Source organism: Geodermatophilus tzadiensis, assembly GCF_003002915.1.
Lineage (GTDB): Bacteria > Actinomycetota > Actinomycetes > Mycobacteriales > Geodermatophilaceae > Geodermatophilus > Geodermatophilus tzadiensis.
Genome location: NZ_PVTG01000023.1, coordinates 1 through 23,828 on the forward strand (window position 1 = coordinate 1; position 23,828 = coordinate 23,828).

The 23,828-nt window shown below is 74.5% G+C and carries 14 protein-coding genes and 1 tRNA gene; 6 read left to right on the forward strand and 9 right to left on the reverse strand.

Features of this window, described 5'->3' with window-relative positions; all coding sequences use genetic code 11:
- Nucleotides 1-832: 832 nt before the first annotated feature.
- The 4 genes from LY71_RS21915 to LY71_RS24590 form a co-directional block, all read right to left on the reverse strand.
- Nucleotides 833-3,085, reverse strand: a complete 2,253-nt coding sequence (locus tag LY71_RS21915) for a putative bifunctional diguanylate cyclase/phosphodiesterase (protein WP_170121440.1) — start codon at nt 3,083-3,085, stop codon at nt 833-835.
- A 595-nt stretch (nt 3,086-3,680) separates the two neighbouring features.
- A tRNA-Gly gene (locus LY71_RS21920) sits at nt 3,681-3,754 on the reverse strand.
- 44 nt (nt 3,755-3,798) lie between these two features.
- The gene (locus LY71_RS21925) at nt 3,799-6,450 is read right to left on the reverse strand and encodes an ATP-binding protein (protein WP_245888227.1); all 2,652 of its coding nucleotides are present in this window, start codon (nt 6,448-6,450) and stop codon (nt 3,799-3,801) included.
- 183 nt (nt 6,451-6,633) lie between these two features.
- On the reverse strand, nt 6,634-9,390 hold the full coding sequence (locus LY71_RS24590; RefSeq protein ID WP_146146211.1) for a S8 family serine peptidase: 2,757 nt from the start codon (nt 9,388-9,390) through the stop codon (nt 6,634-6,636).
- 151 nt (nt 9,391-9,541) lie between these two features.
- Between LY71_RS24590 and dcd the strand changes: the two genes are divergently transcribed.
- Nucleotides 9,542-10,132, forward strand: a complete 591-nt coding sequence (gene dcd, locus LY71_RS21935; protein WP_106281833.1) for a dCTP deaminase — start codon at nt 9,542-9,544, stop codon at nt 10,130-10,132.
- On the opposite strand, the gene LY71_RS21940 is transcribed toward dcd, so the two are convergent.
- Nucleotides 10,098-11,372 carry an MFS transporter gene (locus tag LY71_RS21940; protein WP_106281835.1) on the reverse strand — a complete coding sequence of 425 codons (1,275 nt, stop codon included), beginning with the start codon at nt 11,370-11,372 and terminating at the stop codon, nt 10,098-10,100. The two genes, dcd and LY71_RS21940, sit on opposite strands and share 35 nt — an antisense overlap.
- Nucleotides 11,373-11,563: 191 nt before the next feature.
- The gene (locus LY71_RS21945) at nt 11,564-13,858 is read right to left on the reverse strand and encodes a (Fe-S)-binding protein (protein ID WP_106281838.1); all 2,295 of its coding nucleotides are present in this window, start codon (nt 13,856-13,858) and stop codon (nt 11,564-11,566) included.
- A 600-nt stretch (nt 13,859-14,458) separates the two neighbouring features.
- Between LY71_RS21945 and dnaK the strand changes: the two genes are divergently transcribed.
- Genes dnaK through LY71_RS21970 form a run of 5 tightly spaced genes read left to right on the forward strand, consistent with a single transcriptional unit; the run spans nt 14,459 to nt 19,268 of the window.
- Complete coding sequence (gene dnaK, locus LY71_RS21950; protein ID WP_106281840.1) at nt 14,459-16,330, forward strand: molecular chaperone DnaK; 1,872 nt, start codon at nt 14,459-14,461, stop codon at nt 16,328-16,330.
- On the forward strand, nt 16,327-17,055 hold the full coding sequence (grpE, locus tag LY71_RS21955) for a nucleotide exchange factor GrpE (RefSeq protein WP_106281842.1): 729 nt from the start codon (nt 16,327-16,329) through the stop codon (nt 17,053-17,055). The genes dnaK and grpE overlap by 4 nt, the downstream gene beginning before the upstream one ends.
- 34 nt (nt 17,056-17,089) lie before the next feature.
- Complete coding sequence (dnaJ, locus tag LY71_RS21960) at nt 17,090-18,319, forward strand: molecular chaperone DnaJ (RefSeq protein ID WP_106281844.1); 1,230 nt, start codon at nt 17,090-17,092, stop codon at nt 18,317-18,319.
- Nucleotides 18,316-18,780, forward strand: a complete 465-nt coding sequence (locus LY71_RS21965; protein ID WP_106281846.1) for a heat shock protein transcriptional repressor HspR — start codon at nt 18,316-18,318, stop codon at nt 18,778-18,780. The genes dnaJ and LY71_RS21965 overlap by 4 nt, the downstream gene beginning before the upstream one ends.
- The gene (locus LY71_RS21970) at nt 18,777-19,268 is read left to right on the forward strand and encodes a MarR family winged helix-turn-helix transcriptional regulator (protein WP_106281848.1); all 492 of its coding nucleotides are present in this window, start codon (nt 18,777-18,779) and stop codon (nt 19,266-19,268) included. Before LY71_RS21965 ends, LY71_RS21970 begins: the two co-directional genes overlap by 4 nt.
- A gap of 77 nt (nt 19,269-19,345) precedes the next feature.
- Here the strand turns inward: LY71_RS21970 and LY71_RS21975 are convergent, their stop codons facing one another.
- The 3 genes from LY71_RS21975 to LY71_RS21985 form a co-directional block, all read right to left on the reverse strand.
- Nucleotides 19,346-21,118 carry an L-lactate permease gene (locus LY71_RS21975; RefSeq protein ID WP_106281849.1) on the reverse strand — a complete coding sequence of 591 codons (1,773 nt, stop codon included), beginning with the start codon at nt 21,116-21,118 and terminating at the stop codon, nt 19,346-19,348.
- Nucleotides 21,119-21,209: 91 nt separating this feature from the next.
- Nucleotides 21,210-22,556: a glycolate oxidase subunit GlcF gene (gene glcF / locus LY71_RS21980; protein WP_211297483.1), complete on the reverse strand. Its 1,347-nt coding sequence runs from the start codon at nt 22,554-22,556 to the stop codon at nt 21,210-21,212.
- On the reverse strand, nt 22,556-23,827 hold the full coding sequence (locus tag LY71_RS21985; protein ID WP_106281851.1) for an FAD-binding oxidoreductase: 1,272 nt from the start codon (nt 23,825-23,827) through the stop codon (nt 22,556-22,558). The genes glcF and LY71_RS21985 overlap by 1 nt, the downstream gene beginning before the upstream one ends.
- Between the last annotated feature and the right edge of the window lies 1 nt (nt 23,828).

Consider the following 23,828-nt stretch of genomic DNA (forward strand, 5'->3'; position numbering starts at 1 on the left):
TGCACCTCCGGCGCCCCGGCGACGAGCAGGTCGAGGAGCCCACCGGTGAACACCGGCGGCGCGTCGTCCTCGATCTCGGGCACGAGCCGAACCTACGACCCAGGTACGACAGTTCCCGCAGGTCGATGCGGAGACGGAGCGACGTCAGGCAGCGACGGCCTCGGGGTGGGCACCGGGTAGGACTCCACCGCCGTCGACGGCATCACCGCGCCGTCGACGGTGGTCGCAGCGCGCGAGGAGACGCAGGAGAGCGGGTGACGAGAACCGAACTCGCACTGTCAGCTCGGAAGCCGCCACTCGCCACGATGACTGCACGAGTCAGGTCGATGTCGAGCCCGCCGGGTCGCGTCTCGTGACCCGTGCGACCTGAGCGCTCTCGATGGCATGTCCGGAGCGCGCGGATCTCGGCCCGCGACGGGCGGGATGGGGCCGGGCCATCAGGGTGCCGAGCGCCCGCGCGATCTCGTCGTCGCGGTGGTCGGCCGCGTGCCGGTAGCTCAGTGCGGCCGCTGGGGACGAGTGCCCACCGCGCGGTCTCGCGGTGCACGGCGACGTGGCGGAGCCTCTCGATCAGGGCAGGACCGGCCAGCAACTCCTCCGGCCGCTCGCGCTTCGAGGACGCGGCCGAGTGGTCTCGGTCGTCCGCCGTGGCGGCCAGTCGATCCCACAGACCCGACACCCGATCGGACGGATGGGCACTGGTCGACCACCGCACGCACCTCGTCGGCGTACCGGAGGAGCCTCGGCGCTCGTGCCGGGCACTCCACGCACTCGGCCGTGCTCAACTCGTCGTGACGGGTTCCTCCGGATCAGCAGGGGAGCTGCCTCGCCGTCACGGCACAGCGGTGTCACCGGCTGGGACCACCGTGGACGTGCTCCGCCGCACGAGCTGTCCGACCTCCTCAGCCGGCAGGGGCCGGCCGAAGAGGTAGCCCTGCGCGCTGTGGCACCCGAGCGACCGGAGCACCTGCAGCTGCCCCTCTGTCTCGACGCCCTCGGCGACGACGTCCAGGCCCAAGCTGGATCCCATCGCCACCATGGCACCGGCGATGGACCCGGTGGCCGTGTCCTCGTGCAGGGCAGCGATGAAGGAGCGGTCGATCTTGAGCCGATCGACCGGCAGAGCCCGGAGCCGGCCGAAGGACGAGTGGCCCATGCCGAAGTCGTCGATGGCGATGGAGACACCCAGAGCCCGGACGTCGTGCAGCGTCTGAGCAGCCTCGACGGCGCAGCTCATCGTGGCGGTCTCGGTGATCTCGATCTCCAGCCGGGCCGGGTCGACGCCGGTCGAGCGGATGCCTGATCGGATGGCGTCCGCGAGATCACCCCGCGCCAGGCGGTGGGCGGAGATGTTGACCGCCACGTGGAAGGGCGGGAGTCCGGCTTCATCCCACGCAGCGAGCTGCCGACAGGCCTCCTCGAGAGCCCAGTCGTCGATCAGGTCGATGGTGCCGGTGCCCTCGGCGATGGGGATGAAGGTGTCGGGCATGACCAGTCCACGGACGGGGTGCTGCCACCGGGCGAGCGCCTCGAAGCCGGTGATGCGCCCCGACTCCACGTCGACCTGGGGCTGGTAGAGCAGGAGGAACTGGCCATCGGTGGTGGCACGCCGCAGGTCCCGCGAGAGCTGGCTCTGCGCCACGACCTCCTCACGCATGGCCTCCTCGAACACCTCGAAGCGGTTGCGTCCGGCAGTCTTGGCCGCGTACATGGCGATGTCGGCGTCGCGGACCACCTCGTCGGTGCTCCGCCGGTCGGCGGGATCGATGAGAGCGATGCCGACGCTGCAGCCGACCTGGAAGACCTCCGCCCCCCACTCCACGCGCTCGTTCGAGGCAGCGATGAGGCGCTGAGCGACGGCGGTCACCTCCTCGAGGCCGTGCACCGCCTCGAGGAGGACGACGAACTCGTCCCCGCCGAGACGCGCGACGGTGTCCTCCGGCCGGACACACGCACCGAGCCGCTCCGCGATCGACAGCAGCACCGCGTCGCCGGCCCCGTGACCGAAGACGTCGTTGACGGACTTGAAGTCGTCGAGGTCGAGCAGCAGGACCGCGCTGTGGGCGTCACGACGAGCGGAGAGCCGTGCCGTGAGCCGTTGCTGCAGCACCGCTCGATTGGCCAGGCCGGTGAGGGGGTCGTGGAGGGCGAGCCGGGTCAGCTCGCCGGCCTGGCGCGCGAGCCGCTCCGCGGCGTCGACCGCCTCGGCCCGGGCGCGCTTCTGCGCGGTGACGTCCCGGGCGATGGCGGCGTGCCCGGTGAGCGCACCGTGCGCGTCCCGGATGGCGGAGACGGTGATGAGCGCCTCGAAGACAGAGCCGTCCCTGCGCCGGTGCAGTCGTTCGAGATGGAGGTTGGAGCTCCGGTCGAGGGACAGGAGCGCCGGCTCGACGAGGTCCTCCATCTCCGGTGCGACCAGGGCACGGACGTGCCTCCCGAGGACCTCCGCGGTGGTGTAGCCGTAGAGCCGCTCCGCCCCGGGGTTCCACGTCTCGATCAGGCCCTCGGGCGACGCGGTGTAGACGGCGTCGTCCGTGGAGTGCACCACGGCGGCCAGACGGGCCAGCGCGTCGTGCTGCCGGCGGAGCTGGGCGGTGCGCTCGGACACCAGGCGCTCGACCAGCTCACGGCGATCCTCGAAGCGCCGCCAGGCGACGAAGCAGGCCCAGCTCTCCACGAGGATGAGGACGGCGTGCAGCAGCGCCATCTGCAGGACCGGCTGGCCGTGCATGAACACCGACCCGTGCAGCAGCGAGCCGACGACGAAGTGGTGCAGGACGACGTAACCGACGGCCACGACGAACGGCGCGGGCGTCGCGTAGAGCGCCGCCAGCGGGAGCAGGGCGAAGAAGAGGAAGTGAGCCTCGGTGTGACCACCCGAGATGTGCACGACGACGGCGGCCGCGGTCATCAGACCGGCGGCGCCCAGGTTGGCCTTCTCACCCCGGGTCAGGATCGGCAGGGCGGCGGCGAGACCCAGGGCCGCCACCGGCAGGGCGAGACCGAGCGCGCCCAGGAGTCCGTGCTGCGCGTAGGAGGCGTAGGCGATGACGGTCGCGGTGAGTCCGACGAGAGTCCGCAGCACGAAGCGGTGGTGCTGTTCCCACTGCTCGTCCGGGAGATGACGCCCTGACGGCAGCATCCGCACGATCCGCTGCACGACGGGTCCGGCGGCGGGCCGCGCTCCGACCGCGGCGGCGCTGCCCCCCGCTGCGGCGTCCGCGTCATCCCGTCCGCCGGCCAGGACCGGGGCAGCAGCCATCGGCACGGCGTCAGCTGGGACCTCGGCGCCGAGCTCCCGTTGATCGTGCGGAGCTGTCACGGTCGGCATATCGGATCAAGATCGGCCGAACTCAACGCGACTCCTCCCGATGGGGGAGGCGGCACAGGCGGGGTGGTCCAGCGATCCTCGGCAGCGCCGTCCGTACCGGAGGAGGACCGGAGGTCAGCGCGCGCCAGGCGGACCCGGCGGCGGCTCGGTCCGGCCGCACGGTGCCGCCGCCGTCCCGAAGGCTGTGCACAGCCTGGGGGCGCTCACCTGGGCCTACGGCCGCTCGAGCGTGACCTGCCCATGACCTGACGAGCGGACTCGGAGGGTCACGAGGGGCGCGCTGGAGGACTGCCGAGCAGTCCTCCAGAGTTCCGCCCAGGAGGCCCACAGGCGCTGACCTGCGGCTTCGTGGAGCGGGTGACGAGAATCGAACTCGCACTGTCAGCTTGGGAAGCTGATGTTCTGCCATTGAACTACACCCGCGGTGGCCCTGGGGCCGTCCGCCAGCGTAGCAAGCCGCGGGCCGGTCAGGCCGCGGTGTCCCCGTCGGAGGGGCGCGGGCTGCGGATGACCACCGTCGTCCCGGTGGGGCCGGGCGTCGCCACGACGTCGGCGAAGGCGCTCATCAGCATGGAGCCCCGGCCGCGGTCCATGCTGGCGGTCCGCTCGCGCCACTGGCCGTGGTCGCGGACGGCGATCTCCACGGCGCCGTCCTCCACCGCGACGCGCACGTCGACGAACGGTTCGGTCGGGTCCTGGGCGTGCTCGACGGCGTTGGTGGCGGCCTCGCAGGCGGCCAGGAGCAGGTCGTAGGCGCGGTCCTCGTCGAGGCCGGCGTCGGCCAGCAGGGCGCGCAACCGGCGCCGCAGCGGCGGGATCGACGCGGGCGTGGACGGGAAGCGCCACGCGGTCGCCGACGCGGGCGCGGCCGGGACCGGCGCGGGGACGGAGGCGGCCCGCTCGGCGCGGGGGCGGGGCGGCCGCGGCGCGATCGGCGCGGCCGCTGCCGGTGGCGCGGGCGCGCGGCGGCCGCGGGAGCGCTCGAGCACCGACCGCAGGCGGCCGAGCAGCTCCGCGGACTCGAACGGCTTGGCCAGGTAGTCGTCCACGCCGGCGTCGAAGCCCTCGACGGCTGCCTCCTGCCCGGCACGGGCGGTGAGCATGACGACCGGGACGGTGCGGGTGTCCGGATCGGCGCGCAGTGCCCGCAGCAGGCCGAAGCCGTCGACGCCGGGCATCATCACGTCGGTCAGCACGACGTCGGGCCGCGACCGGGCCACGTCGCGCAGCGCCTCCTCCCCGTCGGCCGCCGTCCGCACCGTCCAGGACGGCGCCAGCAGCCGGGTCAGGTAGGCGCGCATGTCGGCGTTGTCGTCGACGACCAGCACGGTGCCCAGGACGCCGGTGGGCGCGGCCGGGCGGTCGGACCAGGACGGGCCGTCGTCCCACGGGGTCAGCGCGGCGCCGCGGACGGCGGCCGGCACCGACGGCGGGACCTCGGTGGTGTCGGGCTCGCCGAAGGGCAGCCGCACGGTGAAGGTGCTGCCCACCCCCGGCTCGCTCTCGACGTCCACCGTGCCGCCGTGCAGCCCGACCAGCTCGCGCACCAGCGCCAGGCCCAGACCGGTGCCCTCCCGGCTGCGGGCCGGGGAGTCGGTCACCCGGTGGAAGCGCTCGAAGAGCGCGGGCAGCTCGGGGGCGGGGATGCCCACGCCGGTGTCGGAGACCTGCAGCACCACGTCGTCGCCCTCGGCGCGCAGCCGCACCCCGATGCCGCCGACGAAGGTGTACTTCACCGCGTTGGCCACCAGGTTGAGGACGACCTTCTCCCACATCCGCGGGTCGACGGCGGCCGGTCGGGGAAGCGGCGGGCAGTCCACGGTGAGGGTCAGCCCGGCCCGCTCGGCGGCGGCGCGCAGCACGCCGGCCAGCTCGGCGGTGGTCGCGGCCAGGTCGACCCCGACCCGCACCGCCGCCGTCCGGCCCGACTCGATGCTGACGAACTCCAGCAGGTCGTCGACCAGCCGCTTGAGCCGCTGGCCGTTGCGCAGTGCGAGGGTCAGCCGGTCGCGGACGGCGGGTGGCAGCCCGCCGCCGGACTCGGCCAGCGCGTCGGTGATCGGCGCCAGCAGCAGGGTCAGCGGGGTGCGCAGCTCGTGGCTGACGTCGGAGAAGAAGGTCGTCTTGGCCCGGTCGAGCTCGGCGAGGGCCTCGGCGCGGGCGCGCTCGGCGGCGTAGGCCCGCGCGTCGACGACGGCGCCGGCCACCTGGCCGGCCAGCAGCTCGTGGAAGGTGCGGTACTCGTCGTCCAGCGCCCGGTTGGGGTTGACACCCACCAGCAGCGCACCCACCGGCTCGCGGCCGGCCCCGCCCGACAGCGGCAGCACGACCGCGTCGGTGACCGCGTCGCCGAACGGGCCGCCGGCGACGCCGAGGGCCGCGGCGTCCACCCGGCGCAGCTCCTCGGCGGTGGCGGCGACGGCGGGCAGCCGGTCGGCGTCCACCCCGGTGACGGCGGCCCGCCGCAGCCGCCCGCCGTCATCCGTCAGGTACACCGCGGTGAGGGGCACGTCGAGCGGGTCGTCGCCCAGCGCCCGGCAGACCTGCACGGCGAGGTCGCGCTCGTCCTCGCGCCGGCCGGCGGCGGTGGACACCGCGTGCAGCAGCCGCTGCCGCCGCTCGGCGACCACCTGGCGGGTGACCTCGGTGCAGACCGCGTGCATGCCGGCCACCTCGCCGGCGTCGCCGAAGGCGGGTGCGTGGGAGACGGTGAAGTAGGTCTCCTCGCGGTAGCCGGCGCGCTCGAGGAGCAGCAGCAACTGGGGGATCCAGGACGCCTCGCGGGCGGCCATCGCGTGCTCGACCGGTTCCTTCAGCGCGGCCCAGCCCTCGGCGAGGGTCACCCGCAGGTCGTCGCCGATGGCACCGGGGTGCTTGGCGCCGATGAGGGTGGCGTAGGCGTCGTTGTAGAACTGCGTGTACTGCGGGCCCCAGGTCAGGATCATGGGGAACCGGGAGGCCAGCACGGTGCGGACGGCGTGGCGCAGGCCGGCCGGCCAGCCCGCCACCGGCCCGACCGGCGTCGCCGACCAGTCGAAGGCGGCCATCAGACGGCCGTTCTCGCTGCCCCCGGCGAAGACGCTCCCGGTGTCGGGGCCCACGGCGGCATCCGCAGACACGCGCACCTCCAGGACGACCCTCCCGCGCGCACGCCGGGGCACCGGGACCCCGCCCGACGTCGGGAACCGGGCGGCCGACCGGCCGCCGCACTGCCGGTCACGGTACATGCGGGCCCGGTGAGGACGTCGGACGCGGCCGGGACCGGACCGGGGGCGGTGTGGCCCCCGGTCCGGTCCGGGCCCTCAGGCGTCCAGGACGACGCCGCGGCAGGACGTCGAGCAGTCCTGCGCCCACACCGACGCCGGGAGCGCGGCCAGGCGGGCCGAGCGCACCAGGCGCTGGCCACCCGGGCCGGTCCGGACGTCGGACCGGTCGCCGGCCGCCGGATCCGGTGCCGGCGCGGGGCTCGGGGCCGGTGCCGGCGCCGGAACAGGTGCCGGTGCCGGTTCCGGCGTGGGTGCCGGTGCCGGTGCGGGCGTGACCCCGCCCGGGCCGGGGACCGGTGCGGTCCCGCCGGACGTGGTGTCGACGTACTCCAGGACGAGGCCGAGCACCTGGAGTCGGCCGTCGGGGGCGAAGACCGTCACGTCGTACCGGCCGACCACGCGGGCCGGTGCGCGGAACACCAGCTCGGTCGTGGTGCTCCGGACCACCTGCGCCGCTCCGGTCGTGCCCACGAGCACCCGGGCCCCGGTCGGCAGGGCCTCGCCGGTGATGCGCACCGGGGTGCCGCCGTCCACGCCCACCCGCACCGGGCTGATCCCGGTGATCCGGAACTGCCCGCGGGCGGGGAAGGTGAGCTCGCCGCCCTCGCCCGGCGAGGGCGTCCCTCCGCTGCCGGTCGGCGGCGGGGTGCCGCCGGAGCCGCCGGGAGCCGGGGTGCCCGGCGCGTCGGGTGACGGCGCACTGCCCTCCCCGGAGCCGCCGTCACCGGAGCCGCCGGACCCGCCGGAGCCGCCGGAGCCGTTGTCGTTGTCCGGCGTGCCGGAGCCGGTGTCGGGCGTGCCGGTGCCGGGGTCATCGGTCCCCGGGGTGCCGCCGCCGGTCCCCGAGTCGCCGTCGCCCGAGCCGTCGTCGTCGAGGTCGGGCGTGCCGGTGCCGGGCCTGCCGGCGCCGGGGTCGCCCGTACCCGGAGTGCCGCCGTCGCCGCTGCCCGAGCCGCCGTCGCCGGTGCCGCCGTCGCCGGTGCCCGGCGTGGTGCCCGGCGTCGTGCCCGGGGTCGTGCCGGGTGGGGTGCCCGGCGTGGTGCCGCGGTCGGGGGTGCCGGCGCCGCCGTCGTCCCCGCCCGTGCCGGGACCGGCCTGGGCGCCGGACCCGACCAGCAGCGGGGCCGCGCGCGTGGTGCCGAGCGGCGCGCCGTCGCGGGTGAGCTGGACGGTGAGCACGTACCGCCCGTCGGTCAGCGGCAGGGTCGGTGCCAGTTCGAGGCCGGCCAGGCTGCTGCGGGCGCCCAGGGCGAAGGTCGCCTGCCCCTCGTCGTCCGTCGTCACAGTGGCGCCGTCGAGCACGACGGGGACGTCGGCCACGGCCCACACGCTCCCCTCGTGCTGCATGCCGAGGCCGAGGGTGACGGCGAACGAGCCCGGTGCGGCCGTGCCGGTCACCGCGATGCGCGGGGCCACGACGCCGGCCGGCGCCGTCATCCCGGAGAACGTGTAGTCGACCGCTCCGAGCCCGGCGTCGGCCAGGCCGGCGACGGAGAGCCGGCCGCCGGTGACCGAGCGCCCGCGGAAGGCCGCCACCTGGTCGACGTCCTCGAGCAGTGCCTGGCGCACCTGCGCGACGGTCGCGTCGGGCAGCGCGGCCCGGTAGAGGGCCGCGGCCCCCGCGACCAGCGGGGAGGAGAACGAGGTGCCGTCCACGAGGCGGTAGCCGCCGTCGTTCCAGGTGGAGAGCACCCGGCTGCCCGGCGCGAACAGGTCGACCGTGGTGGCGCCGTAGGCGGAGAAGGAGCTCACCGTGTCGGCGGCGGTGCTCGAGCCGACGGTGACGACGTTGGGCTCGGTCAGGTTGGCCGGGTAGACCGGGCTGCGGTCGCGGTCGGCGGAGTCGTTGCCCGCGGCGGCGACGACCAGCACGCCCTTGGAGCCGGCGTAGGCCACCGCGGAGCGCAGCACCTCCAGCGGCCAGCCGGAGAGCTGCCCGCCCCAGGAGGCGTTGACGACGTCGGCGCCGTGGTCGGCGGCGTAGCGGATGGCCTCGGCGCCCAGCAGGACGTCGACCCCGCTCCCGCTGCCCACGACCAGCGGCATGATCGTCACCTCGGGCGCGATGCCGGCGCCGCCGCGGCCGTTGCCGGCGCGGGCGCCGACCGTCCCGGACACGCTCGCGCCGTGGCTGCCGTTGGCGCCGTTGTCGACGTCGGGCGAGTTGGTCGTGAAGTTCCAGCCGTGGCAGTCGCCGGCCCTGCCGTCGCGGTCGGTGTCGAGCGTGCCGCAGGGCTCGGCCGGGTCGGTCCACAGCGCGCCCGCGAGGTCCTCGTGGTCGGAGTCGTAGCCCGTGTCGACGACGGCGACCACCACGCCCGAGCCGCGGCCGCCGGCCCAGCCGTCGGGGGCGTCGGTGTCGGCATCGGGCACCGCGGTCTGCCCCGGCGCGTTGCCGCCGGTGTTGTCCAGGTGCCAGCCGTAGGCCGGCAGGAAGGGGTCGCTCACCGTGCCGAACACCTCGGCCGTCGGGGAGGGCTCGGCCGCGGCCACGCCGTCCACCGCGGCCAGGTCGTGCTCGTCGAGCGAGCCGGTGGCCACCAGGGCGCGGCCGTCGCTGAGGCGCTGCACGCTGGCCACGCCCTCCAGTGCGGCCAGCGGCTCCAGCAGCCCGGTGGCGTCCCCGGTCGTCGCGGTGACCACGTAGCGGGTCAGTCCGTCACCGGGGCCGAAGTCGCCGGCCACCGCCACGGCGGGGGCGGCCAGCGCCGTGTAGGCCGCCGCTCCCGCGTAGCCGGCCACCAGGGCCGTCACCAGCACACCCGCCTGGGTGCGCCTCCTCAGGGTCGACACGTGCCCTCCTCCCGGCCCGGAGCGTGCCCGGGCGAACGCGGGCCTCCGACGGGCCAGCAGGACGGCATCGGCGCGCGGGCCGGCCGGGCGGAGGGGGCGGGCGCCGGGTCTGACCCGGGAGGATGAGGCCGGCCTCCCTAGACTCCGCGCCATGCTGCTGTCCGACCGCGACATCCGCGCCGCGATCGCCGAGGGGCGTCTCGGCATCGAGCCGCACGACGCGGGGCTGGTGCAGCCCTCGAGCATCGACGTCCGGCTCGACCGCTACTTCCGCGTCTTCAACAACGCCCGCTACACCCACATCGACCCGGCGCAGCAGCAGGACGACCTCACCACCCTGGTCGAGCCCGACGGGGACGAGCCGTTCGTGCTGCACCCCGGCGAGTTCGTGCTCGGCTCGACCCTGGAGGTCGTCTCGATCCCGGACGACCTCGCGGCCCGCCTCGAGGGGAAGTCGAGCCTGGGGCGTCTCGGCCTGCTCACCCACTCGACGGCGGGCTTCGTGGACCCGGGCTTCTCCGGGCACATCACGCTGGAGCTGTCCAACGTGGCCAACCTGCCGATCACGCTGTGGCCGGGCATGAAGATCGGCCAGCTGTGCCTGTTCCGGCTGGCCACCCCGGCCGAGCACCCCTACGGCTCCCCGGTCTACGGCTCCCGCTACCAGGACCAGCGCGGGCCGACCCCGTCGCGGTCCTACCGCAACTTCAGCCGCGCGGAGACGCGGCCGGTGCCGGACTGACCGCCGCCGGCGACCAGCCGGGCAGCTCGTCGTCGACGTACCGCGGGCGGGTGGCCAGCCACCCGGTGACCGTCAGGCCGACGGTGGTGACGGCGACGAGCCAGAACATGCCGGTGTAGCCGCCCGTGACACCGCGCAGCACGCCCACCAGCAGCGGGCCGGCGGCGGCCAGGACGTAGCCCCAGCTCTGGGTGAACGTCGACAGCGCCGCGACCGTCTCCGCCGTCCGGGCGCGCACGCCGATGAGCGCGAGCACCATGCTGAAGGTCCCCATGCCGACGGCGAGCACCGACATCCACAGCCACGGGACGCTGCGCGGAGCCAGGAACAGCCCGCCCCAGCCGACGACGTAGCAGGCCATGAAGCCCAGCAGCAGCGGCCGCTGCAGCCGCTGCCGCACGGCGAGCGCCGGGGCGACGGCGTTGACGGGGATGACCACGACGGAGTTGACCCCGAGCAGCAGCCCGGCCGCCGCCGCGCTCAGGCCGGCGTCGCGGAGGTACTGCGCCGACCAGCCCATGACGACGTAGGCCTGCGTCGCCTGCAGGCCGAAGAACAGCGCCAGGACCAGCGCGGTCGGGCTGCGGCGCAGCGGCCCGAGACGGACGGCGCGGTGCTCCCCCCGGGAGCTGCCCGGCTGCCGCGGGGTGAGGAACCAGGGCAGCGCCGCGAGGAGGGCCAGCACCGCCCAGACGCCGAGCCCCAGCCGCCACCCGTCGGGGCCCACCGCGGCCGCGATCGGCGCGGTGGCCGTGGCGGCGACGGCGCCGCCGATGGCCATGGCCGCGCTGTAGGCGCCGACCAGCAGCCCGGTGTTCCCGGGGAACCAGCGCTTGACCAGGCCGGGCAGCAGCACGTTGCCGAGCGCGCCGCCGACCATCGCCAGCGCCGTCCCCACCAGGAAGAACGGGAAGGAGTCGACGACGGCGCGCAGCACCAGCCCGGCGGCCATGGTGAGCAGGGCACCGGCGAGCACGTGCGCGTCGCGGAAGCGGGCGGCCAGCGGCGGCCCGGCGAAGCCGATCGCGGCGAAGCAGACCACGGGCATCGTCGTCACCACGCCGGCGGCCGCGCTGGAGACGCCGAGCCCCGCCTCCAGCTCCTCGAGGACCGGGCCCACCGAGGAGACCGCCGTCCGCAGGTTCGCCGCGGTCAGCACGATGGCCACCGCCACCAGGACGAGGCCCCGCCGCCGGTCGGGTGCGGCGGCGGTGCTGGGGGCGGCGGCGGTGCGGGTCACCCCCCGATGGTGCCTGGTGGGTGTGCGGTGCAACCAATCCGCTGGTCAGCGCCGCCCTGCGGCACCGGCCCCGGAGACGACGGACGCCGCCGGCGAGGAGGTCCTCCTCGCCGGCGGCGTCCTGGTTCACCCGGCCCCCTCGCAGGGGCCCGCCGCGAGCGTGCGAGCGGTGGGGGGCGAGGGGGCCTTCCTCAGGCCTGCGGGCCGTGACCGGTGGCGGCCGAGCCGGTGCCCGCGACGTCGTCGTCGGCGGTGCCGATCTCGGCGCCGTGCTCGGTGCCCGGGGTGCCGGCCGGCGCCATCGAACGCAGCAGGATCTGGCTGACGTCGAGCACCTCGACGTGCTCGGCGGCCTCGCCGTTCTGCTTCTTCGACGTCAGGGCGTCCGAGAGCATCGTGATGCAGAACGGGCAGGCGGTGGAGATGACGTCGGGGTCGAGGCCGAGGGCCTCCTCGGTGCGCTCCACGTTGATCCGCTTGCCGATCTTCTCCTCCATCCACATGCGCGCGCCGCCGGCGCCGCAGCAGAAGCCGCGGTCCTTGCAGCGGTGCATCTCCTGGGTGGAGAGGCCCTGCACGCTGTCGAGGATCTCCCGCGGCGGCGTGTAGACCTTGTTGTGCCGGCCCAGGAAGCACGGGTCGTGGTAGGTGACCTTGCGGTCCACCGGGGTGACCGGGGTGAGCCGGCCCTCCTCCACCAGCTGGCTGAGCAGCTGCGTGTGGTGGACGACCTCGTACTCGCCGCCGACCTGCGGGTACTCGCGGCCCAGCGAGTTGAAGCAGTGCGGGCAGGTGGTGACGATCTTGCGGGTGCCCGGCACCCGGCCCTCGAAGACGCCGTTGAGGGTCTCCACGTTCTCCTGGGCCATCATCTGGAAGACGAACTCGTTGCCCATGCGGCGGGCCGGGTCGCCCGAGCAGGTCTCGCCGGAGCCCAGGACGGCGAACTCGACGCCGGCGGTGTGCAGCAGCTCGGCGACGGCCTTGGTGACCTTCTTGGCGCGGTCGTCGATGGCGCCGGCGCAGCCCACCCAGAACAGGTACTCGACGTCGTAGGGCAGCGGGCCGTCGGCCATCCGCACCTCGAAGTCCATGTCCTTGATCCAGTCCTCGCGGGTGCTCGGGCTGACGCCCCAGGGGTTGCCGCGGTTCTCGAGGTTGCGCAGCATCACGCCGGCCTCGGACGGGAAGTTGGACTCGATGAGCACCTGGTAGCGGCGCATGTCCTCGATGTGGTCGACGTGCTCGATGTCGACCGGGCACTGCTCGACGCAGGCGCCGCAGTTGGTGCAGCTCCACAGCACGTCGGGGTCGATGACCCCGCCCTCCTCGAGGGTGCCCACGAGGGGGCGGTGCGCCTGGGCGTCGTTGGTGCCCTCGATGCGGGCGTAGCCCGACGCCCAGACCTGCTCGTCGGAGGGCTTGAGGACGTCGTAGTCCGGCGCGGTCTCCGACGCGGTCTTCTCGCCGAGGAGGTAGGGGGCCTTCGCGTACAGGTGGTCGCGGAGGTCCATGATCACCATCTTGGGGCTGAGCGGCTTGCCCGTGTTCCAGGCCGGGCACTGGCTCTGGCACCGCCCGCACTCGGTGCAGGTGGTGAAGTCGAGCATCCCCTTCCAGGTAAAGTCCTCGATCTTCCCGCGACCGAAGACGTCGTCCTCGCCCGGGTCCTCGAAGTCGATCGGCTTGCCGTTCGAGGTCATCGGCTGCAGCGGGCCGAGCGCGACGCTGCCGTCGTCGTTCCGCTTCCAGTAGATGTTGAAGAACGCGCTGAACCGGTGCCAGGCCACGCCCATGTTGAGGATCCGGCTGACGACCACGAGCCAGGCCAGCGAGACGACGATCTTGACGAACGCGACGACGCTGAGCAGGTCGGGGCTGTCGGGCAGCACGGTGGCCAGCAGGCTGGAGACCGGGTGCGACCAGGTGGGCGCCTCGGTGAGGCCGGAGGAGACCTTGAGCGCGCGGATCAGCAGGATGCAGATGCCGACGGTGAGGACGACGGCCTCGACGAAGTAGCCGCGGCCCTCGTTCGAGCCGGCGAAGCGGCTGGTGCGGCCCTGCCGGCGCGGGTGGTCCTTCTGCCGCCGGTAGATCAGGTACAGGATCCCGAGGACCGTGCCGGCGCCGATGACGTCGACGAAGAGGTTCCACAGGCTCCACTCGCCGATCAGCGGCAGGTGGAAGGCCGGGTTCCAGACCTCGCCGAAGGCCTCGACCAGCGTGAGGAACAGGCCGTAGAAGCCGACGAAGACGAACCAGTGGGCGGCGCCGATGGCCGACCACTTGAGCATCCGGGTGTGGCCGAGCGACTCGACGGCGAGCGTCTTGAGCCGCGGGCCGACCGGGCCGTGGCGGGTGGCGTCCGGTTGCCCGGTCCGGATGATCCGCACCATCGCGCGGACGGCGCGGTAGGCGAAGACGACCGCCACGATGAGGAACAGCGCGCTGATCGTGCCGAGCACGATCTGCAGGGGGCCCGTCATGATTCCCTCTCCCCACGCCCAGCGGCGTCGGTTGCTCCGTCCGCCCGGACGGTGCGCGAGGGGCCTCGCCGCCGTCCCCACCGGCCCGCGGACCGGCGGCGGATCGCGCGCGGGCGCCTGTGCCCACGCAGCCCAGCACGATAGCTGGCCGGGGCACAGGTTACTCGGCGGTAACCGCGGGTGCCGCACCCCGGCCGCGGGGCGCGGCGCGGCGCTCCCGGCCCCGTCGTCGGCACCCTGACCGGCCGGTCCCGGCCCGTGGGGTGGGGCCGGACGCGGGGTCGGGGGAGTCCCGGTAGTGGGGCGGCCGACCGGGAGTGAGGCGGGTCACCGGGGCGGCGTCCCCGCCGTCCGGTACCGCCGTCCGGCGTTGTCAGGGCGGGGAGGGGGAGGCGCCCCCGAGGGGTGAGCGGCGTGTGGGCCACGTCACGGAGGAGGACGGCGGCGGGGCGGGGAACACCCGGAGCGGGAGTGCCGTTAGGGTGGGCAGGAAAGTTGAGCGGACCCGACGCAAGGCGGCTGTGAGCGCCGCGCCGGGACCGCCCGACGACCTCCGGACCAGCACGACCCCCAGTACGCACACGGAAGAGAGGCCAGCTCATGGCTCGAGCGGTCGGTATCGACCTCGGCACCACCAACTCCGTCGTCACCGTCCTCGAGGGCGGCGAGCCGACGGTCATCGCGAACTCCGAGGGCTCGCGCACCACCCCGTCGGTGGTCGCCTTCGCCAAGAACGGCGAGGTCCTCGTCGGCCAGTCGGCGAAGAACCAGGCGGTCACCAACGTCGACCGCACCATCCGCTCGGTCAAGCGCCACATGGGCACCGACTGGCGGACCGGCGAGATCGACGGCAAGCGCTACACGCCGCAGGAGATCAGCGCCCGCATCCTGCAGAAGCTCAAGCGGGACGCCGAGACCTACCTGGGCGAGCCGGTGACCGACGCCGTCATCACCGTCCCGGCCTACTTCGAGGACGCCCAGCGCCAGGCCACCAAGGAGGCCGGTGAGATCGCGGGCCTCAACGTCCTGCGCATCGTCAACGAGCCCACCGCGGCCGCGCTGGCCTACGGCCTGGACAAGGGCGAGACCGAGCAGACGATCCTCGTCTTCGACCTCGGCGGTGGCACCTTCGACGTCTCGCTGCTCGAGATCGGCGAGGGCGTCATCGAGGTCAAGGCCACCGCGGGTGACAACCACCTCGGCGGTGACGACTGGGACCAGAAGGTGGTCGACCACCTGGTCAAGACCTTCAACGCCTCGAACGGCATCGACCTGTCCAAGGACAAGCTGGCCATGCAGCGGCTCCGCGAGGCCGCCGAGAAGGCCAAGATCGAGCTGTCGGGCGCGCAGTCGACCAACGTCAACCTGCCCTACATCACCGCCGGTGCCGAGGGCCCGCTGCACCTCGACGTCACGATCACCCGCGCGGAGTTCCAGCGGATGACCGCCGACCTGCTCGAGCGCACCCGCGCGCCGTTCAACCAGGTCGTCCGCGACGCCGGCATCTCCATCGGCCAGATCGACCACGTCGTCCTCGTCGGCGGCTCGACCCGCATGCCGGCCGTCACCGACCTGGTCCGCGAGCTGACCGGCGGCAAGGAGCCCAACAAGGGCGTCAACCCGGACGAGGTCGTCGCCATCGGCGCGTCCCTGCAGGCCGGTGTCCTCCGCGGTGAGGTCAAGGACGTCCTGCTGCTCGACGTCACCCCGCTGTCCCTGGGCATCGAGACCAAGGGCGGGATCATGACGAAGCTCATCGAGCGCAACACCACGATCCCGACCAAGCGCTCGGAGATCTTCACGACGGCCGACGACAACCAGCCCTCCGTGCAGATCCAGGTGTTCCAGGGCGAGCGCGAGATGGCGATGTACAACAAGAAGCTCGGCATGTTCGAGCTGACCGGCCTGCCCCCGGCGCCGCGCGGGGTGCCGCAGATCGAGGTCGCCTTCGACATCGACGCCAACGGCATCGTGCACGTGACCGCCAAGGACCTCGGCACGGGCAAGGAGCAGTCGATGACCATCACCGGCGGCTCGGCCCTCCCGAAGGACGACATCGAGCGGATGATGCGCGACGCCGAGGCCCACGCCGAGGAGGACAAGCGCCGCCGCGAGGAGGCCGAGACCCGCAACCTGGCCGAGTCGCTGCAGTACCAGACCGAGAAGTTCCTGGCCGAGAACGGCGAGCGGATCCCGGCCGACAAGAAGGAGGAGCTGGGCGAGGCCCTCACCGAGCTGCGCTCCGCCCTCGGCGGCTCGGACATCGCCGCGATCAAGTCGGCGCAGGAGAAGGTCGCCCGGGTCTCGCAGGAGGTCGGCGGGGCGCTCTACGCCCAGCAGGCCGAGGCCGGTGCCGCCGGCACCGGGAACGGTGCGACGGGTGGCGCCGGTGCCGCGGGTGCCTCGGCCCCGTCGGGTGACGACGACGTCGTCGACGCCGAGATCGTCGACGAGGACGCCGACCGCCGATGAGCCAGGGGGACGAGCAGCCGCGGGTCGTGATCCGTGACAAGCGGCGGATCGACCCCGTCAGCGGCGCGGTGCGGGCGCCGGCCGGCGAGCAGCCGGCCGGCGCCCCGCCGGGCCCGTCCACAGCCGACCCATCGCCAGGGGAGCAGATGAGCGAGAACGAGACGGTCACCGGCCCGGAGGTCACCCCGGACGCGGTCGCGGCGGACGGCGACGACGTCGTCCGGCAGCTGGCCGAGCGCACCGAGGACCTGCAGCGGGTGACCGCCGAGTACGCCAACTACCGGCGGCGCGTCGACCGCGACCGCACCCTCGTCGTCGACCAGGCCGCCGAGCGGTTCGCCGCGCAGCTGTTCCCGGTGGTCGACGACATCGAGCGGGCCCGCGACCACGGTGACCTCACCGGCGCCTTCAAGGTGGTGGCCGACCGCGTCCTCGGCGTCCTCGACGGGCTGGGCGTGGAGGCCTTCGGCGTCGCGGGCGACCCGTTCGACCCGGCGCTGCACGAGGCCGTCCTGCACGACACGTCCGACACGGTCGAGGTGCCGACGGCGACGACGGTGCTGCGGCAGGGTTTCCGCCGTGGCGAGCGCGTGCTGCGCACCGCCATGGTGGCCGTGACCGAGCCGGCCGGTGGCGCGGCGCCGGAGCCGGCCGCCCAGCACGCGACCGGCGCGGAGACGACGACCGGCGGCGGTGTGCCGGGGGAGACCCCGGCCGCCGGCTGACCGGCCGTCCCGACGTGAGGAGAGGAGGCGCCCGATGAGCACTCGGGACTTCATCGAGAAGGACTACTACGCCGCGCTGGGCGTCTCCCAGAGCGCCGACGCCGCGGAGATCAAGAAGGCCTACCGCAAGCTGGCCCGCGACCTGCACCCGGACAAGAACCCGGGCGACGCCGACGCCGAGACCCGCTTCAAGGAGGTCTCGGAGGCCTACGACGTGCTCTCCGACCCCAAGCGGCGCGGGGAGTACGACGAGGCCCGCCGGCTCTTCGGCTCCGGCGGCGCCGGGGCGCGGGCCGGGTTCCCGGGTGGCTTCCCCGGCGGCAGCGGCGGCGGTCAGCCCTTCGACCTCGGCGACCTCTTCGGGGGTGCCGCGGGCGGGGCCGGCCGTGCCGGTGCCGGCGGGCTCGGCGACATCTTCGGCAACATCTTCGGCGGTGGGGGGAGTGCCGCCCCGGGCTCGGCGCGCGCCCGCTCGCAGGCGGCGTCCGGCCCGGCCCGCGGGCAGGACGTCGAGACCGAGGCGACGCTGTCGTTCGAGGAGGCCGTCCTCGGCGTGACGGTGCCGCTGCGCATGCAGAGCCCGGGCACCTGCCCGACCTGCCACGGCAGCGGCGCCCGCCCGGGCACCTCCCCGCACACCTGCGAGGTGTGCGGCGGTGCCGGCGTCACCAGCCGCAGCCAGGGCGCGTTCGCCTTCTCCGAGCCCTGCCGCGCCTGCCGTGGCAGCGGGTCGGTGATCGACGACCCGTGCCCCACGTGTGCGGGCAACGGCGTCACCACGCAGACCCGCACGATCACCGTGCGGATCCCGTCGGGCGTCAAGGACGGCCAGCGCATCCGGCTGGCCGGCAAGGGCGCTCCCGGCCGGCGGGGCGGCCCGGCCGGCGACCTGTTCGTCGTCGTGCACGTCAGCGACCACGACCTGTTCGGCCGCAAGGGCGACGACCTGACGCTCACCGTGCCGGTCACCTTCCCCGAGGCGGTCCTCGGGACGACGCTGACCGTGCCCACCCTCGACGGCAACGTCACGCTGAAGGTCCCGCCGGGCACCGCGAGCGGGCGGACGCTGCGAGTCCGCGGGCGGGGTGTCCCCGGCCGCGGCCGCTCGGGCGACCTGCTGGTCACCGTCGAGGTCGCCGTCCCGCAGCGGCTCTCGGCCGAGGCGGAGCGGGCGGTCAAGACGCTCGACGCCGAGCTGCCCGACCCGCGGCCGCAGATCACCGCGTTGGTGGAGAAGGGCGCGGACAAGGGGAGCTCCCGGTGAGCGCCGACGGGCACGAGCGGCGCGACGCCGCCCGCGCGGTGGCCGAGGACGCCCCCGTCTTCGTCATCTCGGTGGCCGCCGAGCTGGCCGGCATGCACGCGCAGACGCTGCGCCAGTACGACCGCCTCGGCCTGGTGACGCCGGGCCGCACGCCCGGCGGGGGCCGCCGGTACAGCCCCCGCGACGTCGCCCTGCTGCGGGAGGTGCAGCGCCTGTCCCAGGAGGACGGCGTCAACCTGGCCGGCATCAAGCGCATCATCGACCTCGAGTCGCAGGTCGAGGCGCTGCGGCAGCGGGTGCACGAGCTGGTCGACGACCTCGAGGACGCCGAGCGCCGGCGGATCGCCGCGGAGTCCGCCCTACGCAGCGGCTTCGGCACCCCGCTGCGGCGGGCCGACCTGGTGCCGGTCCGGCAGGCCAGCTCCGCGCTCGTCGTCTGGCACCCCCGGGGCGAGCGGTGAGCGCCGAGCAGGTCCCGCAGCGGCCGGACGCGCACGAGTCCTTCGTCCGGCTGGAGCGGGAGATCGGCCTGCTGCTGCGCCGGTCGCGGGCCATCTCGGCCCGGCTGGCCCGCGAGCTGCACCCCGACCTCGACGGCGCGGCCTACGGCCTGCTCGCCCTGCTGCAGGACGCCGGCCCGCTGCGGGCCAGCGACCTGGTCACCCGGCTCGGCCTGGACAAGAGCACGGTCAGCCGCCAGGTGGCCTCGCTGGTCGACCTCGGCATGGTCACCCGCGAGCCCGACCCGGACGACGGGCGGGCGCAGGTGCTCAGCACCTCGGCGGAGGGCTCGGCCCGCCTGGCCCGCATCCGCGAGGTGCGCCGCGCCCGCTGGGAGGCCGACATGTCGGGCTGGCCGGCCCAGGACGTCGCCACGCTCGGCGAGCTGCTGGCCCGGCTCAACCGGCTCGGCGAGGCCCGCGAGGCGGAGTCGGCCGGCCGCGACTGAGCCGACGCGACGGCGCCCCCGTACCGGACCGGTACGGGGGCGCCGTCGTCATCGACGACCCTGCGGAGGGTCCTCCCTCAGGACCCGGGCACCATCCAGTCGAGCACCGGTGAGGCCTGCAGCACCACGATCAGGCACATCAGCAGGAGCAGCAGCATGCTCCAGCCGAAGACCTTGCGGAACAGCTCGCCCTCCCGGCCGGCCATGCCCACCGCGGCGGCCGCGATGGCCAGGTTCTGCGGGCTGACCATCTTGCCCATGACGCCGCCGGAGGAGTTGGCCGCCGCCAGCAGCACCGGGTCGAGGCCGGCGTTGGTCGCCGCCTGCACCTGCAGCGCCCCGAACAGCGCGTTGGCGGAGGTGTCCGAGCCGGTCACCGCGACGCCGATCCAGCCGAGGATGGGCGACAGGAAGGCGAAGAAGCCGCCGGTCTCGGCCAGCAGCCGGCCGAGGTGGCCGGTCATGCCCGACTGGTTGAGCACGTAGGCCAGGGCGAGCACCGCCATGACGGTGACGATGGCCCACTTGAGCTCGCGGTAGGTGTCGACGTAGGCCTTCAGCGCCCGCCCGGGCGAGACCCGCAGGACGAGCATGGTCAGCAGCCCGGCGATGATCATGAGCGTGCCGGCGGCGGGCAACCAGTTGAAGGTGAACGTCGTCGACGCCAGCTCCTCGCTCGAGCCGGCCGCGAACACGTTCAGCCCGGGCCAGGGGAACGTCGTCGTCCACGGTGCCTCGGCGAGCGCGGCCTTGACGGGCGCGAGGTTCGCCAGGGCGAAGATCACGATGATGATCCCGTAGGGGGCGTAGGCCTTGGCGACCTCCGCCGTGGTGTCGGGCAGCGCCGGAACCCCCTCGGCCCCGGCCCGCGGGGCGTGCGGGTCGCGCGCGGACTGGCGACCCGGCGCGTCACCGAGCTCCTCGCCGGCGGTGGCGCCGACGCCGCCCCGGTCGCGGCCGCGGCCACCGGCGGCCGCCGTGCCGCCGGCCAGGGTGGCCGCGGTGACCGGCTCGTAGCTCGCCTTGCGCACGCGGACGACGGCGACGACAGCGGCCGCGGCCACGAGCGCGGCGATGATGTCGGTCAGCGGCACCGAGATGTAGTTCGCGGCGATGAACTGCGCGACGCCGAAGGCGACGCCGGCGACGAGGGCCTCGAGCCAGGTGTCCTTGAGCCCGCGCCTGCCGTCGACGACGAGCACCAGCACCAGCGGCACGAACGCGGCCAGGATCGGCGTCTGCCGGCCGGCCATCGCGCCGAGGGTGTCGACGGTGAGCCGCGCGTCGTCGCTGACGCCGGAGGTGACGGTGGCGAGGGTGACGATCGGGGTGGCCAGCGCGCCGAAGGCCACCGGCGCGGTGTTCGCGATCAGTGCCACCGCGGCCGCCTTCATCGGCTGGAAGCCCAGCGTCATCAGCATGACGACGCTGATGGCCACCGGCGTGCCGAAGCCCGCGAGCGCCTCGAGCAGGGCACCGAAGCAGAAGGCCACGATGATGGCCTGGATCCGCTGGTCGGGGCTGACCTTCTCGAAGGACCGCCGCAGGACGTCGAAGTGCCCGGTGGCGACGGTGAGGTTGTAGACCCAGATCGCGTTGATGACGATCCACAGGATCGGGAAGAACCCGAAGGCGGCGCCCTCGGTCGCCGACAGGACGGCCTGCCCGACCGGCATGCGGAACGCGAGGATGGCCAGGACGAGCGCGACGGCCAGCGAGATCAGGCCGGCCAGCCACGCCTTGACCTTGAGCGCGCCGAGGAGCACGAACAGCGTGAGCAGCGGGACGGCTGCCACCAGGGCGCTGAGGGCGAGTGACCCCCCGACGGGGTCGACGACCTGTTCGAACATCGGGGCTCCTTCCCTCGGCGTTGAGGGCCCGAGGCTGGGTGGGACAGGGGCGGTGGGGAAGCAGGAGGGGCCCTGGGGGCAGGGCCCGCGCTCAGGTGCTGACGCCCAGCGCGGACACCGGGAGCCCGCGGATGGAGGCGTCCAGGACCTCGACGGTGTGCGCCATCCCGATGTCCGTGCCGCGGCGCTGCAGCGAGGAGGCCACCTGCATGAGGCAGCCGGGGTTGGCCGTCACCAGCAGGGCCGCCCCGGTGGAGGCGATGTTGGCGGCCTTGCGGTCGCCGAGCTCGCGGGCGGGCTCGGGGTTGAGCACGTTCCAGATGCCGGCCGAGCCGCAGCAGATGGCCGCCTCGGGGATCTCCCGCAGCTGCAGGCCGGGGATCTCCTGCAGCAGCGCCCGCGGCTGGGCGCGGACGCCCTGGGCATGCGCCAGGTGGCAGGCGTCGTGGTAGGCGACGGTGACCTCGAGGGGGTGCCGCGTGGCGACGGTGCCCAGCTCGGCGAGGATCTCCGAGACGTCGCGCACCTTGTCGGTGAACGCCCGGGCCCGCTCGGCGTAGGCCGGGTCGTCGGCGAGCAGGTCGGCGTACTCCTTCATGCTCGAGCCGCAGCCGGCCGCGTTGACCACGACCCAGTCCACGCCGGCGCTCTCGAAGGCCTCGACGGTGCGGCGGGCGAAGCGCTTGGCCTCGTCGTCGCGGCCGTTGTGCACCGACAGCGCCCCGCAGCAGCCCTGTGACTGCGGCACGATGACGTCGCAGCCCTCGGCGGCCAGCACCCGCACGGTGGCGGCGTTGACGCCGGGGAAGAACTCGCCCTGCACGCACCCGGTGAGCAGCCCGACGACGGCCCGGCGGGTGCCGGTCGCCGGCGTCCGCGCGGGGATCGGCTCCCGCTTCTCCAGCGGCGGCGCCAGGCTCTCCATCACGGCCAGCTTCGGCGCGAGCCGCTCGAGCAGGCCGCTGCGGCGGACCACCTTCGGCAGGCCGCTGCGCTGGTAGAGCCGCAGCGGACCGCGCAGCGCGCGCAGCCGCCGCTTGTAGGGGAACAGCGCGAAGATCGCGTTGCGCAGCGCGCGGTCGCCCGGGGAGCGGTCGTGGTTGCGCTCCACCTGGGCCCGGGTGGCCTCGATGAGCTTGTCGTACTGCACGCCCGACGGGCACGCCGTCACGCAGGCCATGCAGCCCAGGCAGGCGTCGAAGTGCTGCACCATCGAGTCGGTCATGGGCTCGCCCTCGAGCCCCGACTTCATCAGGTAGATGCGCCCCCGGGGGGAGTCCATCTCCTCGCCCCACAGCGTGTACGTGGGGCAGGTGGTCAGGCAGAACCCGCAGTGCACGCAGTCACTGATCAGCTCCTTCGACGGCGGGTGGTCCCCGTCGAACGCGCCGCGGCCGGGCATCCCCAGCTCCACCGGACGCTCCGGCGTCGTCGTCATCAGATGCCTCCCACGAACCGTCCGGGCGCCAGGCGGCGCTCGGGGTCGAACCGTTCCTTCACCCGGCGCATGAGGTCCAGCGCCGGCACCGGGCCCCAGGTGTCCACCGCGGCCGCGACCTCCGGGGCGGCGTCCAGCACCACCAGGGCACCCCCGACGTCGGTGCACTCGGCGCGCAGCCGCTCGACGACGCGCGCCACCGCGGCGGGGTCGGCGTCGGCGGCGAGGGCTCCGTGCAGGACGCCGGCGCCGGCCGACCCGCGCAGGTCGAGGTCGAGGCCCGTGTCGGCGGCCACCGCGCGGGCGGTCTCGAGCACCCGGGCCAGCCCGGAGAGCGCGAACGTCGCCTTGAGCGCGGTCGGGCGGCCGGGGCGCCCCGCCCACGGGAGGGCGGCCCAGTCCTCCGGCAGCCCGGCGGCGGCGGAGGACGCCTCGCCCAGCAGCTGCCGGGTGGTGGCGGTGCGGCCCTCGACGCCGGCCTCGATGCCCTCGAGCAGCACCGAGACGGTTCCGGTACCGCCAGGGCGCCAGGAGACCTCGACCGCGGAGGGCACCACCTGGGCCTGCAGCACCGCCTGCACCAGGCGCTGGGCCTCCTCCGGCCGCTCGAACGGCGCGGACACCACGCTGCGGGCGGCCGGCAGCGGGTGCAGCCGGAACACCGCCTCGGTGACGACGGCGAGCGTGCCGAACGAGCCGATGACCAGCTTGCCGAGGTCGTAGCCGGCGACGTTCTTCACCACCCGGCCGCCGGCCTTGGCCACCACGCCGTCCGCGCGGACGACGGTGACGCCGATGAGCAGGTCGCGGGCGGTGCCGAAGGCCACCCGGCCCGGGCCGCTGGCGTTGGTGGCCAGCGTGCCGCCGACGCTGCCCCCGGGCACCGTCTCGTCGAGGGCCAGCCGCTGGCCGGCGCCGGCGACGGTGCGCTGCACCTCGGCCAGCGTCGTCCCGGCCTGGGCCTCGACGATGAGGTCGCCGGCGGCGTGGTCGAGGACGGCGTCCATCCGGCTCAGGTCGACGACGAGGTCGGCCCGCTCGGGCGGCCGGCCCCAGGTGAGCTTGGTGCCGCGGCCGCGCGGGACGACGGCGAGCCGGTGCGCGGCGGCCGCCCGCAGCACCTCGGCGACCTCCGGGGTGGAGCCCGGGCGGGCCACCAGGGCCGGCGTCACGCCGTCGACGGCGTCGGCGGGGCCGGCGTCGGCGACCTCCCCGCATGCGGCGGACAGCGCGGTGCGCGCGGCGGCCAGGTCGACGTCGAGGGTGGTCATC

What these genes read in the sequence shown, in the direction of transcription:
- glcF (WP_211297483.1), bottom strand. Translation starts at nt 22,556, where the DNA reads ATGACGACGACGCCGGAGCGTCCGGTGGAGCTGGGGATGCCCGGCCGC.
- dnaK (WP_106281840.1), top strand. Translation starts at nt 14,459, where the DNA reads ATGGCTCGAGCGGTCGGTATCGACCTCGGCACCACCAACTCCGTCGTC.
- LY71_RS21975 (WP_106281849.1), bottom strand. Translation starts at nt 21,118, where the DNA reads ATGTTCGAACAGGTCGTCGACCCCGTCGGGGGGTCACTCGCCCTCAGC.
- grpE (WP_106281842.1), top strand. Translation starts at nt 16,327, where the DNA reads ATGAGCCAGGGGGACGAGCAGCCGCGGGTCGTGATCCGTGACAAGCGG.
- dnaJ (WP_106281844.1), top strand. Translation starts at nt 17,090, where the DNA reads ATGAGCACTCGGGACTTCATCGAGAAGGACTACTACGCCGCGCTGGGC.
- LY71_RS21985 (WP_106281851.1), bottom strand. Translation starts at nt 23,827, where the DNA reads ATGACCACCCTCGACGTCGACCTGGCCGCCGCGCGCACCGCGCTGTCC.
- dcd (WP_106281833.1), top strand. Translation starts at nt 9,542, where the DNA reads ATGCTGCTGTCCGACCGCGACATCCGCGCCGCGATCGCCGAGGGGCGT.
- LY71_RS21945 (WP_106281838.1), bottom strand. Translation starts at nt 13,858, where the DNA reads ATGACGGGCCCCCTGCAGATCGTGCTCGGCACGATCAGCGCGCTGTTC.